Genomic DNA, 19764 nt, shown 5'->3' on the forward strand with positions numbered 1-19764 from the left:
CCCCACCGCCGCCGGACCAGCGCCCCTCACCGCCGCCCCGTACGAGCGCGCCCCCTCACCTCTGAAGCGCGCGTCCCACCGCCCGTACCAGCGCCTGTGCGCGGGGGTCCGCCGTCACCGTCTTGCGGTAGCCGTTCGTGACGTAGCCGAAGGCGATGCCCGACTCGGGGTCGGCGAAGCCGAGGGGGCCGCCGCGGCCGGGGTGGCCGAAGGAACCGGCGGCGAGGAGGGGGGAGGCGCTGCCGTGGAGCATGTAGCCGAGGCCGAAGCGGGTGTTGATGACGAGGGTCCGGTCGGGGCCGGCGGACTCCTCGGCTCGGGCGGCCTCCATCGTCGCGGGGCTGAGGAGTCGTACGCCGTCGACCTCGCCCAGCAGCGCGGCGTAGAAGCGGGCCAGTCCCTCCGCCGTGGCTATGCCGTTGGTCGCGGGGAGGGCGGTGGCACGGTAGGCGGGGTCGTTCTGGTCCGGGAACGGGGTGATCGCGGCGAAGGCGCGACGGGTGAGGGAGTCCGGGTCGTCGTAGGCCTCGGTGACCGCGCGCTTCGGGCGGAGCCGTAGTCCGCCGGCGGGCTCGGGCGCGGCCTCCAGACGGCCCGCGCGCCCCACCCGGCCCGCCGCCGCGACCGCCTCCGGCAGCCCGAGCCACAGGTCGAGCCCCAGCGGCCCGGCGATCTCGGACGCGATCCACTCACCGCTGCCCCGGCCCGTGACGCGCCGCACGACCTCGTCGAGGAGCCAGCCGTACGTCAGCGGGTGGTAGCCGTGGTCGGTGCCGGGCTCCCACACGGGGGTCTGCGCGGCGACCGCCTCGGGGCCCCGGCGCGGGTCCAGCGCCTCGGCCGGGGTGAGCGGACGGTCCAGCAGCGGGAGCCCGGCGCGGTGGTTCAGTATGTGCCGGACCAGCACCCCGTCCTTGCCGTGCGCCTTGAACTCCGGCCAGTACCGTCCCACCGGCGCGTCCAGGTCCAGTTCCCCGCGCTCGGCCAGCATCAGCGGTACGGCGGCGGCGACGCCCTTCGTCGCCGAGCGCATGATCTGGGCGGTGTCCGGCTGCCAGGGCCGGTCGCCGTCCGTGCCGTCCACGTCCCGGGTGCCGGCCCACAGATCGACGACCTTGCGGCCGTGCCGGTACACGACGACCGCCGCGCCCCGCTCCCCCAGCGCCTCGAAGTTCCGTACGAACGCCTCCCTGACCGGCTCGAAGCCCTCGGCCACCACGCCGTTCACGTCCACGCCCGTACTCCCTGTCCGTCTGTCCGTCCACTCGCCACGATGACGGGTGCAACGTACACACACGGGCCGGGATTCCTCGCTCGGCGGTCAGCCCAGCACGATCGTGACGTCGATGTTGTCGCGGGTCGCGTTGGAGTACGGGCAGACCTGGTGGGCCGCGTCGACGAGTTTGGCGGCGATGTCCTGGTCGATGACGGGGAGGGAGACGCTGAGGGCGACGGCGAGGCCGTAGCCGCGCTGCTTGTTGGGGCCGATGCCGACCTTCGCCGCGACGGTGGACCCGGTCAGGTCGTAGCCCTCCCGGCGGCCGACCAGCACGAGCGCGTTGTGGAAGCAGGAGCTGTACCCGGCGGCGAACAACTGCTCGGGATTGGTGCCGTTGCCGTCGCCGCCCAGCTCCGGCGGCATCGCGACCTTCAGGTCGATGCGGCCGTCCTGGCTGGTGATGTAACCGTCCCGGCCGCCGTGCGCGGTGGCCTCGGCGACGTACATGATCTTCAGCGGACGGGTGTCGACAGCCGCGCCGTCAGTCATTGATCGGCCTCCCCCAGGACACGAGTGCACGAATACATCGTGCACAAGGTACCGGTCGGTAGGCGCCGCCGGGTTACCAGGGGGTAGTAACCATGGGTAATCCAAGGTCACCGCTCAGCGGCCCGCCGCCCTCCCGGCCCGTACCGCCAGCTCCCACAACTCCTCGCGCAGCCGGGCCACATCGTCGCCGCGCAACCCGGTGGTCGCGGCCAGCGTGGCCGGGATGCCCGAGGCCCGCTCCTTGAGCTGCTCGCCGCGCCCGGTGAGGGCGACATGGACCGACCGTTCGTCACGGACCGACCGCTCGCGGCGCAGCAGCCCGGCCGACTCCAGCCGCTTCAGCAGCGGCGACACCGTGCCGTAGTCGAGGCGCAGGGCGAGGGCCAGGTCCTTGACCGTGGTCTCGCCGCGCTCCCAGAGGCAGAGCATGACCAGGTACTGCGGGTAGGTGAGACCGAGTTCGTCGAGCAGCGGACGGTACGCGGCGGTCACCGCGCGCTGGGCGGCGTACAGCGCGAAGCACAGATGCTCGTCGAGGAGCAGCGACCCGTCCCAGGCGGCATCCTCTTGGTTCGTCACGCGCCCCATTGTCACGGACGGCCCACCGCCACCATCGACGGGCCACCTCCACCATCAGGCACCATCAGGGAGCCGTCAGCGAAGCGGCCCGGCGTCCACCGATCGCGGGTCGAAACCGAACGGCAGCTCCAGCCGGTGCGCCCGCATCAGCGCGTCGTCGGCGAGGAGTTCACCGGTGGCGCCGTCGGCGGCGATGACCCCCTCGCTCAGGATCAGCGAACGGGGGCACAGTTCGAGGGCGTACGGCAGGTCGTGGGTGACCATGAGGACGGTGACGTCCAACGACCGCAGGATGTCGGCGAGTTCGCGGCGCGAGGCCGGGTCGAGGTTGGAGGACGGCTCGTCGAGTACGAGGATCTCCGGCTCCATGGCGAGCACGGTGGCCACGGCCACGCGTCGCCGCTGCCCGAAGGAGAGGTGGTGCGGCGGCCGTTCCTTGAACTCGACCATGCCGACCTGTTCGAGGGCCTTGTCCACGCGGGCCTCCAGCTCGGCCCCCTTGAGCCCGGCAGCCGCGGGCCCGAAGGCCACGTCCTCCCGCACCGTCGGCATGAAGAGCTGGTCGTCGGGGTCCTGGAAGACGATGCCGACCTTCCGCCGGATCTCGGCCATGTGCCGCTTGCCGACGGGCAGCCCCGCGACGGTCACCGTCCCGGCGCCCCCGGTGAGGATGCCGTTGAGGTGGAGTACGAGGGTGGTCTTGCCGGCGCCGTTGGGCCCGAGCAGCGCCACCCGCTCGCCCCGGCCGATGCTGAAGTCGACGCCGAACAGCGCCTGGTGGCCGTCGGGGTAGGCGAAGGCGAGCCCGGCGACTTCGAGGGACGGGACGGAGGCCCGGGCAGCGGCCCCGGCGGCGGTCGTGGCGGTCACAGGGTCCATGGAGGGGGTCACAGAGTCCATCCCAGCAGACATACGACGAGCGCGGTGAAGGGGAGGGCGAAGGCGTACGACCACTGCGCCCGGGACGCGGTCACCTCGTCGATGACGGGCATGGTGCCCGCGTACCCCCGGCTGATCATGGCCAGATGGACGCGCTCGCCGCGCTCGTAGGAGCGGATGAACAGCGCCCCGGCCGACTTGGCGAGCACACCCCAGTGCCGTACGCCGCGCGCCTCGAAGCCACGGGACTCCCGCGCGATCCGCATCCGCCGCATCTCGTCCGTGATGACGTCGCCGTACCGGATCATGAAGGACGCGATCTGGACGAGCAGCGGCGGCAGTTTGAGGCGTTGCAGCCCGAGGAGGAGTTCGCGCAGCTCGGTGGTGGCGGCGAGCAGGACGGAGGCGGCGACGCCCAGCGTGCCCTTGGCGAGGACGTTCCACGCACCCCAGAGCCCGCTGACGCTGAGCGACATCCCCAGGACCTCCACCCGCTCGCCCTGTGCCACGAACGGCATGAGCACGGCGAAGGCGACGAAGGGGATCTCGATCAGCAGCCGCCGCAGCAGAAACCCGGCGGGTACGCGGGCCGCGTACGCCACGCCGCCCAGCAGCACCGCGTACAGCCCGAACGCCCACATCGCCTCGCGCGGCGTCGACACCACGACCACCACGAAGGCGAAGACGGCCGCGAGTTTGGTGTGCGGGGGCAGGGCGTGCACGGGTGAGTGCGCGTGCCGGTAGAGCCGGTGGGCGTGGCCCGCGCCCATGTCAGGCCTTCCCGGGGACGTCGGCCACGGAGGAGGGCGACGCGGCCTCGCTCGTACGGCGCCTGCGTACGGCCCAGAAGACACCGGTCCCGGCGACGACGGTGACGCCGACGCCGATCACGCCCGCGAGGCCGCCGGAGAGCCGGGCGTCGGTGAGGCCCTGGACGCCGTAGTCGGCGAGCGGGGAGTCGGCGGTGGCGTGCTCCTCGGCCTTGGCGTCGATGCCCTTGTCGGCGGCGACCTTCTCCAGGCCGTCGGGGTCGGCCGAGGCGTAGAAGCTGACGACACCGGCGAGGAGGAGGGAGACGCCGAGCCCGGCGAGGAGGAGATTGCGGGGGGAGCCCGTGGCGACAGGGGCACGGGCGGGCTCGGCGGCCGGTACGTCGACGAGTTCGCCGTTGACGCGGAGCTTGAGCGGGGCGGTCAGGCCGCGGGCGCCGTGGACGAGGTCCGGGCGTACGGCGATGACGGCGCCGACGGTGAGGGCGGTGATCGTGGCCTCGCCGATGCCGATGAGGGTGTGGACGCCGACCATGGCGGTGAGGACCGAGCCGATCGGCACGTCCGTGGTGCCGCCGACGGCGTAGACGAGGGTGAAGACGGCGGCTGCGGCCGGCACGGAGACCAGGGCGGCGACGAAGGCGGAGACGGTGATGGAGCGCCGAGTCCTCGGCAGGACCTTCGCCGGCACCCGGAAGACGGCGTACGCGACGACGGTCGTGACGACGGCCATGATGCCGATGTTCACGCCGAGGGCGGTGAGGCCGCCGTCCGCGAAGAGGATGCCCTGCATGAGCAGGACGACGGACACACAGAGGATCCCTGTGTAGGGGCCGACGAGTATCGCGGCCAGGGCTCCGCCGAGGAGATGTCCGCTGGTCCCTGCGGCGACCGGGAAGTTCAGCATCTGCACGGCGAAGATGAACGCCGCGACGAGCCCGGCGAGCGGCGCGGTCCGCTCGTCCAGCTCACGCCGGGCCCCGCGCAGGCTCACGGCGACGGCACCTGCGGCGACGACTCCGGCGACCGCCGAGACGGGGGCGTTGATGAATCCGTCGGGGACGTGCATGCGAGGGCTCGCTCTCCTGGTGGCTGGAACCTCACGATGATAGAGCCCTATTGCAACCTTCTTGCAAGAGCGCGAGAGAGCCGTTTAGCGAACGGATCGCTGGAGCCCCGGCAGCGGCGAAGCCCCTCCCCGGGCGCGACGGCGAAAATATGCGACATTGGAAAGGCAGTAGACAGCGGATTCACAGCTTCTGCTGGGGTAACTCACTGTGAGGAGCCGCGCGATGTCTGTCACCGTCGAGCAGTACGCCCGGGCCCATGTCGTCACGGACTCCCCCGAGGACCAGGACACCGTGCCGGTCCTCCTCCGCTACGACCCCGACGACGCCCCCACCACCGTCCACGTCGACCTCCCCGGCTCCCACGAGTGGACCTTCTCCCGCGACCTCCTCGAACGCGGCCTGAGCGCCCCCACCACCGTCGGCCCCGTGAGCATCTGGCCCTGCGGCCGGGTCCAGGCCGTCATGGAGTTCCACACCCCCGAGGGTGTCGAGGTGATGCAGTTCGACACGAAGGCGCTGATGCGGTTCCTGCGGCGGACGTACACGTCGACGACGGTGGTGCGCTGACGTCGAGTGCTACGGGAACACCGCGGGCGGCGGAGTGCCGTCCATGACCGCTGGGCAGAGGGTCATGTATGACAGCGCACGTCAGCGGTATGGAGGAAGCCGGGGAGCCCCGGGAGGCCGATGCCGCGGCCAGGGCGGACGGTGGGCCGGCGCCCCCGTACTCGCTCGCCGGGTTGTGGGCCGTACGGCATGGGCAGAGCACCGCGAACGTCGCCTACGAGGAGGCCGAGCGGACCGGGTCGACGGTGCCGTTGCCGGGCCGGGGCGCCCCCGGGCGGCTGGTGCGATGGGGTGACACGACGCACCTCGGCTGAGGGGGCGGGCCGCCGTCTGCTCACACAGGGACCGTGAGCGTGGCCGTGTATCCCTTCTCGGCGCTGCCCTCGATGGTGGCGAGCTGCTGGTCGTAGCCGTCGCTGAAGATGTTGTCGGTCTCCAGGGAGAGCCGGCTGAGGTTGCTGACGCTCTGGCTGTACCCGTCCGTCGCGTACACGGTGTCACAGACGTCCTTGGGGAAGGCGAGCTGTGAGGTGGCCACGATGTTCTGGGCGGCGGTGGCGTCGTCGAGGCTGCCGTACACCTCGAAGTGGATGTGCGGCCAGCGGCCCGTGTAGCAGGCCGGGAAGATCGACGTGAAGGTGACCTGGCCCTTGTCGTCCGCCTCCTGGACACCGCGCAGATAGTTCTCCTCGGTGACGCCGTCGGAGTAGAGGGAGTACCTGCCCTCCCGGTCGCAGTGCCAGAGGTAGACGGCGGCGCCCGCCTTGGGCGTCTCGCAGCCGGACGCCTGGTCGACGATGGTCAGAGTGACCGTCAGCGGTACGCCCTCGGCGACACCGTCGGCCGACCCGAAGCTCTTGGTGATGTCCTGCCGGACGACACCGCTCTCCTTGAGCACGTTCGGGCCGTTCGAACCGTCACCCGGGTACGGCCCCGCCGTCTCGCTCGGGATGGTCTCGCAGGAGGCGTCGGACGCGGAGGAGGACGTACCGGAGGAGCCCGAGGAGGAACCCGACGAGTCCGTGCCGGCGGAGTCGTCGGAACAGGCCGCCACCAGCGGGACCATGCTCGCCCCGGCCAACAGTCCGATCATGCGGCGCCGAGCGAGCACCGGAAGGTCGTGGGCGAGCCCTCTGTCGAACTCGTCCTCGTGGTCGTGGTGGTGACTGCCGCTGTGGCTGTGCGTCTTCTTCTCGCTCATGGTGTGCCCGCGCGTTCTCTGAGTGTTCCCGTCATGGAATGCGCGTGATGCTATGGGCGCTCGCTGTGGGATTCCCAGGTGTCGGCCATGGGTCCCTTGTCAGGCGACGAGGGCCCTCCGTCACGACGAACGTCACAACGAAGTCGGCAGGACCAGGAGCAGAAAGAGCACGACCGGCGCGACGAGCATCGTGACCAGGTGGGCGAGCAGGGCCCGGCCCATGCCCAACACCGAGAAGACCACCAGCCCACCCACGAGCCAGTAACCGTAGACCCGCCCCGCGACACCCCAGGCGTCGGCCTCCTCCGCGCGGGTGGTGGGTTCGATGAACAGCACCCCGGCCGCCGTCAGAAGGAGCACGCCGCACAGCAGCAGGTCCGCCATCCCCACGGCGACGGCAACCGACTTGTCCGCCTGGCGCGCCCGCCTCCGGAGTCGTATCGCACTCACCGGACGGATTCTGCCCTACGGCACCAGCGGCCGGACCTCCTCCGCCACGAACCGCACGAAACCTTCCGGGTCCGGCTCATCCCCCGTCGGCTGGAGGACGACCATGTCGGCGCCGGCGTCCGTCAGGCGTTGGACCGCCTTGGCCACGGCGGTCGCGTCCCCGGCGACGCCCAGGTCCGGGACGGAGGCCAGGCCCTCGGCGGTCAGTTCGGCACGCAACCGGGTGGCGGCGTCCGGGCCGGTGGCGGTGAGGAGGTAGACGATCAGCTGGTGGGGGTCGGTGCGGGCCGCCAGTTCCCGGCCCTCGTCGATGAGTTGGCGTGCCCGGCGGACGCCGTCGGGCGCGGTGCCGGCGTGCAGAATCGTGCCGTCGGCCGCCTCTCCGGCGAGGCGGAGTGTGCGAGGGCCGGTTGCTCCGGCCAGCAGCCGCACCTCACCCTCCGGGGGCCAGTCCAGCGCGACGTCGTCGAGCTTGACGTAGCGGCCCTCCGTCGTGATGCGCTCCCCGCGCAGCAGGGCACGCAGTGCGTCCAGGTGTTCGCGGAGGAGTGTCAGGGGGGGGAGTCGGCTCGTGCGCCGACCTGGCCCATCCAGTCCTGTACGCCATGCCCCACGCCGACGATCGCACGGCCCGGGAACAGGCGGTCCAGCGTGGCCAACTCCATCGCCGTGATGGCGACGTTCCGGAGGGGGACGGGGAGGAGGCCCACGCCCACTCGTACGCGTTCGGTCCAGGCCAGCGCGGCCGACGCGGCCGAGATGCCGCCTTCCCGGAAGCAGTCCTCCCAGAGCCAGAGCTCCTCCAGGCCGGTCTCGTCGGCGAGGCGGGCGATGTCGCGGAGTCGTTCGGGGGGCAGTTGGGGCCGGAACACGGCGCCGAGTCCAGTCATGAGGACTTCCTATCCGGCGGACGGTTCCCCGACAACGGGATTACGCCCGCCCGCTCACGCGCCCACCGTCCCGTCCACCCCCTCCCGCAGGAAGTCCGCGTGGCCGTTGTGGCGGCCGTACTCCAGCAGGACGTGCAGCATCACCATCCGCAGGGAGACCTCTTCCTCCCATCTCGGCTGGTAACCGGCGACATCCAGGGACTCCGCCGTCCTCTCGATCCGGCGGGAGTTCGCCACCTCCGCCTCCCACGCCGCGAACGCCTCCGCCCTGGTCGAGGCGGTCGCGTCGTACGCCGCCTGGAAGTCGAAGTGTCTGTCCGACCAGACCATGGGCGCGTCATGGTCCTCGAACACACGGCGGAACCAGGCCCGTTCGACCTCGGCCATGTGCCGGACGAGGCCGAGCAGCGACAGGGTCGACGGGGGCATCGACCGCTGCCGCAGCTCCTCGTCCGTCAGGCCTTCGCACTTCATCGCGAGGGTCGCACGGTGGTGGTCGAGATAGGCCCGCAGCATCTCGCGTTCACTGCCGAAGAGGGGTGGGTCCGGGCGGTGGGTGGGGACCATGCGGTTCGCGCTGTTTTCGTCGGTCACTGCTCGCGCCCTTTCGCCGTCGGATGAGTCGGAGTCAAGTCGTCGGACCGGTCGGCGAATCCTGCCATCGCGTTGTCATCGAGTCCGACCGAGCCCTCACCGGGCAACTGCCGGACCCGCATTCTCCTGTCGGCGCCCTCTGACGCAGAAAGCCGGTGAGGGCTCCCGTCCCCACGGGCCCTCACCGGCGGTCCTGTTCGGGAGCCGGTGCGTCGGACGCGTACCGCTCGGTGCGTCGGACGCGTACCGGCTCACCGGCTCGTCACGCGCGCACCAGCTCCTTCTCCTCGTCGTCCTCGTCCGACCGCTTCGGCTCGTCGGCGTCGAGCGTGCGCAGTCCCTCACCCTCGACGTCGACGTTCGGCAGGGCGCGGTCCAGCCACTTCGGCAGCCACCAGGCCTTCTTGCCGAGAAGGGCGAGGACCGCCGGGACGATCGCCATGCGGACGACGAAGGCGTCGAAGAAGACGGCGACGGCGAGGCCGAAGCCGATCATCTTGACCATCGACTCGCTGGAGGTGATGAAGCCGGCGAAGACGGCCATCATGATGATCGCCGCGGCCGTGACCACCCGGGCGCCGTGCTTGAAGCCGGTCACGACGGCCTGGCTGGGCTTCTCGCCGTGGACGTATGCCTCACGCATCCGCGTCACGAGGAACACCTCGTAGTCCATGGCCAGGCCGAAGACCACGCCGATCATGAAGATCGGCATCATCGACATGATCGGGCCGGTCTCCTCGACGCCCAGCAGGCCGGACAGCCAGCCCCACTGGAAGACCGCGACGACGGCGCCCAGCGCGGCGAGCACGCTCAGCAGGAAGCCGAGGGCCGCCTTCAGGGGCACCAGGATCGAACGGAAGACCAGGATCAGCAGGAGGAAGGCCAGGCCGACGACGAGACTCAGGTAGGGGACCAGCGCGTCGTTCATCCGCTGCGAGAAGTCGATGTTCATGGCCGTCTGGCCGGTGACGAACACCTCCGCGTCCGTGTCGGCCTTGATGTCGGCACCGGTGTCACGGATGGCGTGGACCAGGTCCTCGGTCTGTGTCGACGCGGGCTTGGAGCCCGGGATGACGGTGATGATGAAGGTGTCGCCGGCCTTGTTGAGCTGGGCCGGGGCCACCGCCGCGACATCGTCCAGTCCCTTGATCTTGTCGGCCACCGCCGTGGCGGCGGCCTGCGGGTCGTCGCTCGCCTTGGCGTCGCCCACGATCATCAGCGGGCCGTTGAAGCCGGGACCGAAGCCCTCCGACAGGATGTCGTAGGCGCGGCGCTGCGTGGTGGACGTCGGCTGTGTGCCGTCGTCGGGCAGACCCAGTTCCATCGAGGTGACCGGGACCGCGAGAGCGCCCAGGCCGACGACGCCCAGGAGCAGGACGGCGACGGGACGGCGGACGACGAAGCTCGCCCAGCGGGTGCCCATGTTGGGCCTGGCCGCCGTCTCCGGGCTCCCCGAGCCCTCCGCGGCCTTCTTACGACGGCCGAACAGCTTGCTCTTCTCACCCGTCGGCTGGACCTTCCGGCCCGCGTAGCCGAGCAGCGCCGGGATCATGGTCAGGGCGATCAGGACGGCGATGACGACCGTGCCCGCCGCCGCGAGGCCCATCTTGGTCAGCATCGGGACGTTGACGACCGAGAGGCCGGCCAGGGCGATCACGACCGTCAGGCCGGCGAAGACCACCGCGGAACCCGCCGTGCCGGTGGCCCGTCCGGCGGCCTCCTCGCGCTCTCGGCCCTCGGCCAGCTCGGACCGGTAGCGGGAGACGATGAACAGCGCGTAGTCGATGCCGACCGCGAGGCCGATCATCACCGCCAGGGTGGACGTGGTCGAGCCCAGCTCCAGGGTGCTGGCGAGGGCGGTGATCACCGAGACGCCGATGCCCACGCCGATGATCGCCGTCAGCAGCGGCAGCCCGGCCGCGACCAGCGAACCCAGGGTGATGACGAGGACGATCGCGGCGATGGCGATGCCGACGACCTCGCCGGCCCCGGCCTCCGCGACCGTCTGGAGCGCGTCACCGCCCACCTCGACGGTCAGCCCGGCGTCCCGTGCCTGCTGCGCGGCCTCGTCCAGGGCATCCCGGGTGCTGTCCTTCAGCTCCGGGCCGGCGACCTTGTAGGACACCGAGGCGTACGCGACCGTGCCGTCCCGGCTGACGGCGTTGGCGGTGTACGGGTCGGCGACGGAGACGACCTCGGAGCCGTGGGACAGCTCCTTGACGGTCGCCTCGACGGTCGCCTTGTTGTCGGCGTCGGTCATCTTCTCGCCGCTCGGCGCCTTGAAGACGACACGGGCGGTCGCTCCGTCGGCGCTCGTGCCCGGGAAGCGCTCATCCAGCAGGTCGAAGGCCTTCTGCGCCTCGGTGCCGGGTATGGAGAAGGAGGTGGTGCCCGCGCTGGGGGCACTGGCCGCGCCGACGCCCGCGAGCGTCAGCAGGGCCACCCAGATCAGGGCGACGAAGTGTCGTCGCCGGAAGGCGAGTCGGCCGAGTTTGTAGAGGAATGTGGCCACGGGGCGGTACTCCCGTTCAGGTCGTGGACGTGCGGAGGGCAGGACTGATCAGCCCGTGCGGGGGCATGGCGGTGCCCGTGCGGGGGCGTGGTGGCGCCCATGCGGGCGTGTTGAAGCCCGTGCGGGGACAGGGGCTTACGCAGGGGTGATCGGCCCGACGACGATGGGGGAGGTCGCGTCAGGTAAGGGGCAGCCACCGGAGAGGGCGGCTGCTACGCGGAGGTGTCAGTCGGTCGGCACACCGAGGGCCGGAAGGACCACGGCGTCGATGTACGAACGGAGGTAGGCCTGCGTCGGCGGACGGTCCTCCAGGAGGGTCCGCGTGGCGAAGGCGCCCAGCATCATGTGCACGATGTAGCCGAGCGCCGGGTTGTCCGGGTGGACTTCCCCACGGTCGACCGCCCGCTGGACGACCCGCCGGAATTCCTCCATCTCGGGGTCGACCAGATGCTCCCGGAACGCCGCCAGGAGCTCGGGATTGCCGTGCACCACCATGAACAGGCCCCGCATCAGCTGGGCGTTCTGCTCGATGGTGCAGTCGTCCTCACGGGAGGTGAGGGCATGCAGGTCGCCACGCAGGGACCCGGTGTCGACGTCGGCGATGCTGCCCGGCTTGTTGGCCCGCATCGCCTTCGCCACCAGCTCGACCTTGCCGCCCCACTGGCGGTAGAGGGTGGCCTTGCTGGACCGGGTGCGCGCGGCCACGGCGTCCATGGTGAGGGCGTCGTAGCCGACCTCCCGGAGCAGGTCGAGCACGGCCGCGTAGAGCTCGGCCTCACGCTCGGGCGTGAGCCGACTGCGGCGCACAGTCGCGGTCTCAGTCATCCCACTCCCCTTACTCCGGCTGCACGTTCGAGACGACAAGGCTACCGGCCGCATGCCATGTGACCGATGAGCCAGATGGACCTGGGGCCGTCTCCCATGGCAGAGCTCGGACATCCCGCCTCCCAAACGAAACGGTTTCGTACATCTATGAAGATACCCTGAGAGTCAGAGAAACGAAACCGTTTCGTACGTGTGCTGGCTCACGCTCCCCGCCGCCACCCGTCCCACAAGTTGCCGCGCCCCTCCACCCAGCAAAGCATGGGGAGGTGAGCGACGCCTACGAGAACACGGCCGGGACCCCCGGCTACCTCCGCTTCCCCCACCTCAGCGGCGACCGGCTCTGCTTCGTCGCCGAGGATGACCTCTGGCTGGCCCCGCTCGACGGCTCGGACCGCGCCTGGCGGCTCACCGCCGACCGTACGAAGGTCGCGACCCCGCGCTTCTCGCCCGATGGCCACCAGATCGCGTACACGAGCTGGCGCAACATCGTCCCGGAGATCCATCTGACCGCGGTGGACGGCGGCCGGCCCTCCCGCCGCCTCACCTACTGGGGCAGCCCGGACACCGAGGTCTGCGGCTGGACCCCGCCCGACGAGCAGGGCCACTCGGACATCCTGGCCGTCGCCTCGCACGGCGAGCCCTTCTCGTACTTCACCTGGGCGTACAAGGTCCGCCTCGACGGCGACCCCGGCCGCAAGCTGCCCTGGGGCCCGGCCTCCGCCATCCAGGTCGCCGAGATCGACGGCGAGCGCAAGACCCTGCTGCTCACGGGCACGCCCCCGCACGAACCGGCATCCTGGAAGCGCTACCGGGGCGGTGCCATGGGCCGCCTCTGGCTGCACGGCGAGCGGCTGCTGGCCGACCTCGTCGGCCACCTCCACTCCCCCATGTTCGTCGGCGGCCGTATCGCCTTCCTCTCCGACCACGAGGGCGTCGGCAACCTCTACTCCTGCGCGTACGACGGCTCCGACCTGCGCCGGCACACCGACCACGACGCCTTCTACGCCCGGCACGCGGCGAGCGACGGCACCCGGGTCGTGTACCAGTGCGCGGGCGACCTCTGGCTCGTCGACGACCTCTCCCCCGACTCCGTCCCCCGCCGCCTCGACGTACGGCTCGGCGGCCCGCGCACCGGCCGGCGGTCGTACCAGGTGCCGGCCGCGCAGCACGTCGACGGCATCTCGGTCGACGACACGGGCCGGGCCAGCGCGGTCGTCGTACGCGGCAGCCTGTACTGGCTGACCCACCGCGACGGGCCCGCCCGTACCATCACCGACGCCCCCGGCGTACGCGTCCGGCTGCCCGAGATGCTCGGCTCCGGCGGGCAGGTGGCGTATGTGACGGACGCGGAGGGCGAGGACGCGATCGAGATCGCCTACCTCCCCCGGGCATCCGGCGACCGCGAGCCCCGCCGACTCGCCTCCGGCGAACTGGGCCGCGTACTGGAACTGGTGTCGGACCCCGCCGGTGAACGCCTCGCCATCGCCGCCCACGACGGCCGCCTCCTCCTCATCACCGTGTCCGACGAAACGGCTGCCGCCGCAGGGGCCGAGGAGTCGGAGGATGAGGAGCCGGGTCGCGAGGAGTCGGGTGGTGAGGAATCGGGTGGTGAGGGGTCAGGTCGCGAGGATCCGAATGGCGAGGTCACCGAGCTGATCACCTCCCTCAACGGCCCTGTCCGCGACCTCGCCTTCTCCCCCGACGGCGCCTGGCTGACCTGGTCCCACCCGGGCATCGGCCGCTCGCTCCGCCAGATCAAGATGGCGCGCATGAAGGACCGTCACATCGTCGACGTCACCAACGGCCGCTTCGAGGACGAGAATCCGGTGTTCACGAGCGACGGCCGTTACCTGGCGTTCCTGTCCTGGCGCGGCTTCGACCCGGTGTACGACGTCCACACGGGCGACCTCTCCTTCCCGCTGGGCTGCCGCCCGTACCTGGTGCCCCTGTCGTCCGCCACGCCCTCCCCCTTCGCCCTGAACCCCGACGGCCGCCCGGTGGCCGGGGGCATGGCCGAGGCGGAGGCCGAGGACACCGGCGGCACGGTGACCGTGGAGATCGAGGGCCTGGAGAACCGGGTCACCCCCTTCCCGGTCACCGCCTCCAAGTACTCGGCGCTCCACCCCGTCGCCGGCGGCGGTCTGGTCTGGCTGCGCTGGCCGATCTCGGGCGCGCTGGGCGAGACCTTCGCCAACCCGGCCGACATGACGGGGCGCCCGACCCTGGAGTACTTCAACATCAGCAAGGCGAAGAGGTCCGAGCTCGTCGAACACCTGGACTGGTTCACGGTCAGCGGCGACGGCTCACGACTGGTGGTCGTCGACGAGGGCGACCTGCGTGCCGTCCCCTCCACCGAGCCCGGCGACAGCGACTCGACCGTCTGGATCGACCTGCGGCGCATCATGCACGAGGTCGACCCCGGCGCGGAGTGGCGCCAGGCGTACGCGGAGGCCGGCCGTCTCATCCGCGCGTACTTCTGGGACCCGAGGATGAGCGGCATCGACTGGGACGCCGTTCTCGACCAGTACCGCCCGCTCGTCGAACGGGTGGCGTCCCCGGACGAGTTCGCGGACCTCCTCCGCGAGGTCCTGGGCGAACTGGGCACCTCCCACGCGTACGTCGCCGCCGCCCGCCGCAACGAGGGCCCGCCCCACTACCAGCGCCGCCAGGGCCTGCTGGGCGCCAACTTCGTCCACAGGGACGAGGGCTGGATGGTCCGCCGCATCCTCCCCGGCGACTCGTCGGACTCCAAGGCACGCTCGCCGCTGGCCGGGACGGGCATCAGGGAGGGCGCGGTGCTCACCCACGTCGACGGCCGCCCGGTGGACCCGATGACGGGCCCGTATCCCCTCCTCGCGGGCGCGGGCGGTACGACGGTGGAGCTGACGTTCCTGTCGGCCGAGGGCGAGGGGCGCTCCCGCCGCGTGGCCGTGGTCCCCCTGATCGACGAACGCCCCCTGCGCTACCAGGACTGGGTGGCCAAACGCCGCGCGGTGGTACGGGAGCTGAGCGCCGGCCACTGCGGCTACCTGCACATCCCCGACATGGGCGGCTCCGGCTGGGCCCAGTTCAACCGCGATCTGCGCATGGAGGTGTCCCGGCCGGCCCTGATCGTCGACGTACGCGGCAACGCGGGCGGCCACATCAGCGAGCTGGTGATCGAGAAGCTCACCCGGACGATCCTGGGCTGGGACCTCACCCGCAACGCCCAGCCGGTGTCGTACACCTCCAACGCGCCGCGCGGCCCGGTGGTCGCCCTGGCCGACGAGGCGACGTCCTCGGACGGTGACATGATCACGGCGGCCTTCAAGCTCCTGAAGCTGGGCCCCGTCGTGGGCCAGCGCACCTGGGGTGGCGTCGTCGGCATGACCGGCCGCCACCAACTGGGCGACGGCACGGTCATCACCGTCCCCATGAACGCCGCCTGGTTCGACGCGTACGGCTGGTCCATCGAGAACCGGGGCGTCACCCCCGACGTGGAAGTCCTCCGCACCCCCCTCGACTGGGCCGAGGGCCGCCACGCCCAACTGGCGGACGCGGTCCACCTGGCCCTGGACCTCCTGAAGACCAACCCGGCAGCCACTCCGCCCGACTACAGAGAAGCCCCGAACCGCACCCGCCCGAAGCTGCCGCCACGCAACGCCCACCCCTCGGGTTAGCAAAGACTCAGGGCCCCTCCAAAAGAAGGCCCCCTCCAAAAGAAGGGCGCCCTCCATGAGAAGGGCGCCCCACGCCTTGGCCAAAGCCGAACCGCAGCCGGCCGGAACTACACGTCGTAGTCCTGGCTGAACCGGTCCTCGGCCTCCTGCTGCTCACGCTCCGTCTCCGACTGCCGCCCACGCTGCCCACGCTGCTGCCGCTCACGCTCCCGCTGAGCCCGCTCACGCAGTTGCTCAGGAGTCAACTCCTTCTGACCCTGCTGCCCCTGCTGACCCTGCTGGCTCTGCTGACCCTGCTTGCGCTTGGTCTGCTGCTTGAGTTCGTCGGCCTTGTCCTGGAACTGGTCCTTGATGCCCATGTGTTTTCACTCCCGTAGTGGGTGAGGGGATCGGGCTCGATCAGACAAACACGGGCGAACACGGCACGCATGTCGATCAGTCACACCACGTCACGGCCCACCCGGTCACCGGCCCCCGGCACCCACCCGCCGCTCCCGCTCATCGGCGGCCCCACCGGCTCCCACCAGCCCCTTGGCCGCCCCGCGCAACCGCTCCTCGAACCGCCGTACATCCCGGGGCGCGACCGCCCCGATGATCCCGGGCAGGTATCCGCGCACGCCCTGCATCCCCCGCAGCCACCACTGCCCGTACACATGGCTCGCCCGCCGCTCGATCCCGGCGACGATCCGGTCGACGGCCGGCCCCAGCGGATACGTCTTGCCCGCCGGCCAGGGCAGCCGCTGCCTCAACTCCCGCATGGCGTGGTCCTGATCGGCGCCGCGCACCATGTCCGTGTCGGTCCAGGACAGATAACCGACCCCGACACCCACCCCCTTGTGCCCGACCTCGCCCCGCAGACAGTGCGCGTACGCCTCGACGCCCGACTTGGAGGCGCAGTACGCCGTCATCATCGGCGCCGGGGTCATCGCGGCGAGGGAGGCGATCTGCAGCAGATAGCCCCGGCTCTCGATCAGCGCGGGCAGGAACACCCGTCCGGTCACGGCGGATCCGATGAGGTTGACCTCGATGACGCGCCGCCAGGAGTCGGGGTCGGAGTCCACGAAGGGACCGCCGTTCGCGACACCGGCGTTGGCGACGACGATGTCGACCCGCCCGAAGCGCTCCTTGACCTCCTCGGCGACCCGGGCCATGGCGTCGTGGTCGGTGACGTCGGCGTGCCAGTACGCTCCCCCACCCCCGTACAGCCGCTCCGACACCCGCTTCAGCTCGTCCGGCTCCAGCCCGACCAGCGCGACCTTCACCCCGCGCACCGAGAGCTTCCGGGCGAGGAGTTCCCCGACGCCCCGCGCCGCCCCGGTGACGACCGCGACCCGCCCCTCAAGCGTGCTTCCCCTGCTGCCCCGGCTCATGCGCCCGCCTCCTCCAACTCGCCCCGCCCGGTCATGGTCCGCTCGTCCCGCCCGCTCTTCGTCTCCCCGTACGCCGTCACGAGCCCCCGGATCCGGGCGGTGACCGCCTCGGGCGCCTCCACCGGCGCCATGTGCCCCACCCCGGTCAGCCCGGTCACACCCACACAGTCGGGCAGCGCCGCGGCGAGCGCCCGCGCGTGCACCGGCGGGGTCATCCGGTCCGCGGTGCCCACGACGACCGCCGTCGGCACCGTCAACTCCCGTACACCGTGGTCGAGATCGAGCGAGTCGAGGACGTGCGACCAGGCGTACCGCACCTTCGTGGGACACGCGTGCACTATCCGCGCGCACGCCTCGACCATCATCGGCGCCGAACCGGGGCCCATGGTCCCGTACTTGAGGATCGCCCGGGCGATCGGCGTGACCGGCCCGAGCGGCGCCCGCGAGCCGAGGATCCGCCGGGTGAGCCAGGTGCGTACGCTCCCGGCCCGTACGGGTACGACCAGCGACTCGGCGACCAGCCGCGAACTGCCCGTGCTGCACAGCAGGACCGCCGCCGCGTGCTCCCGGAAGCCGGCCCGCGCCGAGGCCGCCATCAGTGTCATCCCGCCCATGGAGTGCCCGACCAGCACCGCTTTCTCGTCCGGCGCGAGCGTCGCCGCGAGCACCGCCTCCAGGTCGTCGGCGAGCACGTCCGTACTGCATGTGGCGGAGGCGGGGCTGCGTCCGTGGCCGCGCTGGTCGTAGGCGATGACCCGGTGGTCGACGGCGAGATCCCGCAGCTGCGCCGCCCAGAAGGCGGTCGAACAGGTCCAGCCGTGCACGAGCACCACCGCCGGCGCGCCCTCGGGTCCATGTACTTCGACGTGCAGCCGGGCCCCGTCGGCGGACACGGCCGCCAGCTCCCGGGCGGCGACGGGCGGCGCGTACGGCCCGTGTTTCACATGCATCAGTCGGGTCACGCTCCGGCCTCCACCTTCGTCACCTTCGCCGTACGGCCACTGTCGGTACGGTCATTGCGCGTACGGTCGTTCTCCCTACCCGCCACCGGTGGCCGCAGCACCTGGTACTCGCTCAGGTCGACGCGCCGCGTGGCACTGCGGAACTCCGTGGTCGTCCCCGGCCAGATGGTCGTGTTCCGCCCGCTCGCGTCGAAATACCAGCTGCTGCACCCCCCGGTGTTCCACACCGTGTGCTTCAGGCGCTCCTGGACGCGCCGGTTCCAGGCCTGTACGGCGATGGGGCGGGCGTCGAGGGCGACACGGCCGCCGAGGACGTCCACCTGCCGTAGGAAGTCGGCCATGTAGTTGAGCTGGGACTCGATGATCAGGATCATGCTGGAGTTCCCGAGGCCGGTGTTGGGCCCGATGATCGTCAACCAGTTGGGGAACCCGGCGATCGAGGCCCCGCGCAGCGACTGCATCCCGCTGTCGGCCCAGGCCTCGGCGAGCGTCAGGCCCTCGGCGCCCACGACCCGGTCGGCGATGGGCATGTCGATGACGTGGAACCCGGTGCCGAAGACGATCGCGTCGGCCTCGGCGGTGGTCCCGTCGGCGGCGACGAGCGTGGAGCCGTCGACCCTGGCCAGCCCGGAGGCGACGACGTCCACGTTGGGCCGGGCGAGCGCCGGATAGTAGGTGTTCGACAGGAGGATCCGCTTGCAGCCGATGCGGTAGTCGGGGGTGAGGCGGGCGCGCAGGGCCGGGTCCTTGACGGCCCGGCGCAGATGCCGTTCGGCCATCCGCTCCACCAGGCCCAGTTGGTCGGGGTGCTTGGTGAACGCCTGGACCTGCAACTCCCGGATGCCCCAGAGCAGTCCGCGCCGGGCCTGCGTGGTGAAGGGCAGCCGCCGGTGCAGCCACCGCTCGGGGCCGCTGATGTCCCGGTCGACGCGGGGCAGCACCCAGGGCGGCGTCCGCTGGAAGAGGGTCAGCCGGCCGACCTCGGGCTGGATCGCCGGCACGATCTGGATCGCCGACGCCCCCGTACCGATCATCGCGATCCGCTTGCCGCGCAGGTCGTAGCCGTGGTCCCAGCGGGCGGAGTGAAAAACCTTGCCGGGGAAGGAACCCAGCCCCGGAAGGTCGTCCTCGCTCGGGATCTTCGGATCGGACAGCGGCCCGGTGGCCGAGACGACGACATCGGCGGACAGCCGCCCCCGACCGGTCTCGATCTCCCACCGGAGCCGCTCCCCGTCCCATCTCATCCGCTTCACCTCCGAGTCGAAGCGGATGTGCGGCCGGAGCCGGAAGACGTCCGTCACATGCTCCAGATACGCCCGGATGTGCTCCTGCCCGGAGAAGGTGCGCGGCCAGTCGGGGTTGGGCGCGAACGAGAACGAGTAGAGGTGGGACGGCACGTCACAGGCGCACCCGGGGTAGTCGTTGTCCCGCCAGGTACCGCCGACGGACCCGGCCCGCTCAAGCACGACGAAGTCGGTGATACCTTCCCGTCGCAGCCGCACAGCGGCCCCGATCCCCCCGAACCCGGACCCGACCACGGCGACCCGCACATGCTCGTACGAGAGCCCACCCTCCTGCTCGTACTCCTGCCCCTCCCCCTGCTCTCCCTGCCCCTGCTCGGTCATCCGGCACCTCCACACACCACAACCCTTCCGTGCCAGTAATCAC

At 71.2% G+C, this 19764-nt stretch carries 18 protein-coding genes and 1 pseudogene; 3 read left to right on the forward strand and 16 right to left on the reverse strand.

Annotated elements, in window-relative coordinates; all coding sequences use genetic code 11:
• Positions 1-55: 55 nt before the first annotated feature.
• The 6 genes from STRIP9103_RS02835 to STRIP9103_RS02860 form a co-directional block, all read right to left on the reverse strand.
• Complete coding sequence (locus tag STRIP9103_RS02835) at positions 56-1234, reverse strand: serine hydrolase domain-containing protein (RefSeq protein ID WP_009297385.1); 1179 nt, start codon at positions 1232-1234, stop codon at positions 56-58.
• Positions 1235-1321: 87 nt separating this feature from the next.
• The gene (locus STRIP9103_RS02840) at positions 1322-1768 is read right to left on the reverse strand and encodes an organic hydroperoxide resistance protein (protein ID WP_009297314.1); all 447 of its coding nucleotides are present in this window, start codon (positions 1766-1768) and stop codon (positions 1322-1324) included.
• Positions 1769-1882: 114 nt separating this feature from the next.
• A complete protein-coding gene (locus STRIP9103_RS02845; protein WP_009297379.1) occupies positions 1883-2347 on the reverse strand; it encodes a MarR family winged helix-turn-helix transcriptional regulator in 465 nt (154 codons plus the stop codon).
• Between the two features lie 75 nt (positions 2348-2422).
• Positions 2423-3226 carry an energy-coupling factor ABC transporter ATP-binding protein gene (locus STRIP9103_RS02850; protein WP_048819578.1) on the reverse strand — a complete coding sequence of 268 codons (804 nt, stop codon included), beginning with the start codon at positions 3224-3226 and terminating at the stop codon, positions 2423-2425.
• 8 nt (positions 3227-3234) lie between these two features.
• Positions 3235-3996, reverse strand: a complete 762-nt coding sequence (gene cbiQ, locus STRIP9103_RS02855) for a cobalt ECF transporter T component CbiQ (protein WP_009297347.1) — start codon at positions 3994-3996, stop codon at positions 3235-3237.
• Position 3997: 1 nt separating this feature from the next.
• Complete coding sequence (locus STRIP9103_RS02860) at positions 3998-5065, reverse strand: energy-coupling factor ABC transporter permease (RefSeq protein WP_009297312.1); 1068 nt, start codon at positions 5063-5065, stop codon at positions 3998-4000.
• A gap of 223 nt (positions 5066-5288) precedes the next feature.
• Between STRIP9103_RS02860 and STRIP9103_RS02865 the strand changes: the two genes are divergently transcribed.
• The gene (locus STRIP9103_RS02865) at positions 5289-5633 is read left to right on the forward strand and encodes an SsgA family sporulation/cell division regulator (RefSeq protein WP_009297316.1); all 345 of its coding nucleotides are present in this window, start codon (positions 5289-5291) and stop codon (positions 5631-5633) included.
• Between the two features lie 68 nt (positions 5634-5701).
• Entirely contained in the window at positions 5702-5947 is a 246-nt protein-coding gene (locus STRIP9103_RS51155) for a hypothetical protein (protein WP_009297377.1), read from the forward strand.
• A gap of 20 nt (positions 5948-5967) precedes the next feature.
• Here STRIP9103_RS51155 and STRIP9103_RS02875 read toward each other — a convergent pair whose 3' ends face one another.
• From STRIP9103_RS02875 to STRIP9103_RS02900, 6 genes and pseudogenes are all read right to left on the reverse strand, one after another.
• A complete protein-coding gene (locus STRIP9103_RS02875; protein ID WP_009297359.1) occupies positions 5968-6834 on the reverse strand; it encodes an intradiol ring-cleavage dioxygenase in 867 nt (288 codons plus the stop codon).
• 132 nt (positions 6835-6966) lie between these two features.
• On the reverse strand, positions 6967-7284 hold the full coding sequence (locus STRIP9103_RS02880) for a hypothetical protein (RefSeq protein ID WP_048819579.1): 318 nt from the start codon (positions 7282-7284) through the stop codon (positions 6967-6969).
• A gap of 15 nt (positions 7285-7299) precedes the next feature.
• Positions 7300-8174 (reverse strand): annotated as a pseudogene (locus tag STRIP9103_RS02885) (LLM class flavin-dependent oxidoreductase).
• A gap of 54 nt (positions 8175-8228) precedes the next feature.
• Positions 8229-8741: a DinB family protein gene (locus STRIP9103_RS02890; RefSeq protein WP_048819590.1), complete on the reverse strand. Its 513-nt coding sequence runs from the start codon at positions 8739-8741 to the stop codon at positions 8229-8231.
• A gap of 289 nt (positions 8742-9030) precedes the next feature.
• The gene (locus STRIP9103_RS02895; protein ID WP_009297327.1) at positions 9031-11280 is read right to left on the reverse strand and encodes an MMPL family transporter; all 2250 of its coding nucleotides are present in this window, start codon (positions 11278-11280) and stop codon (positions 9031-9033) included.
• A gap of 225 nt (positions 11281-11505) precedes the next feature.
• On the reverse strand, positions 11506-12105 hold the full coding sequence (locus STRIP9103_RS02900; RefSeq protein ID WP_048819580.1) for a TetR/AcrR family transcriptional regulator: 600 nt from the start codon (positions 12103-12105) through the stop codon (positions 11506-11508).
• A 266-nt stretch (positions 12106-12371) separates the two neighbouring features.
• On the opposite strand from STRIP9103_RS02900, the gene STRIP9103_RS02905 reads away from it, so the two are divergent.
• On the forward strand, positions 12372-15764 hold the full coding sequence (locus tag STRIP9103_RS02905) for a S41 family peptidase (RefSeq protein ID WP_009297283.1): 3393 nt from the start codon (positions 12372-12374) through the stop codon (positions 15762-15764).
• Positions 15765-15871: 107 nt separating this feature from the next.
• Here STRIP9103_RS02905 and STRIP9103_RS02910 read toward each other — a convergent pair whose 3' ends face one another.
• From STRIP9103_RS02910 to STRIP9103_RS02925, 4 genes are all read right to left on the reverse strand, one after another.
• Entirely contained in the window at positions 15872-16123 is a 252-nt protein-coding gene (locus tag STRIP9103_RS02910; protein WP_009297323.1) for a hypothetical protein, read from the reverse strand.
• A gap of 105 nt (positions 16124-16228) precedes the next feature.
• Complete coding sequence (locus STRIP9103_RS02915) at positions 16229-17134, reverse strand: SDR family oxidoreductase (RefSeq protein WP_009297398.1); 906 nt, start codon at positions 17132-17134, stop codon at positions 16229-16231.
• Positions 17131-18096, reverse strand: a complete 966-nt coding sequence (locus STRIP9103_RS02920; protein ID WP_009297297.1) for an alpha/beta fold hydrolase — start codon at positions 18094-18096, stop codon at positions 17131-17133. Before STRIP9103_RS02920 ends, STRIP9103_RS02915 begins: the two co-directional genes overlap by 4 nt.
• Positions 18093-19721 carry a flavin-containing monooxygenase gene (locus STRIP9103_RS02925; protein WP_009297356.1) on the reverse strand — a complete coding sequence of 543 codons (1629 nt, stop codon included), beginning with the start codon at positions 19719-19721 and terminating at the stop codon, positions 18093-18095. Before STRIP9103_RS02925 ends, STRIP9103_RS02920 begins: the two co-directional genes overlap by 4 nt.
• Positions 19722-19764 lie beyond the last annotated feature (43 nt).

The organism is Streptomyces ipomoeae 91-03, from assembly GCF_000317595.1.
GTDB classification, from domain to species: Bacteria; Actinomycetota; Actinomycetes; order Streptomycetales; family Streptomycetaceae; genus Streptomyces; species Streptomyces ipomoeae.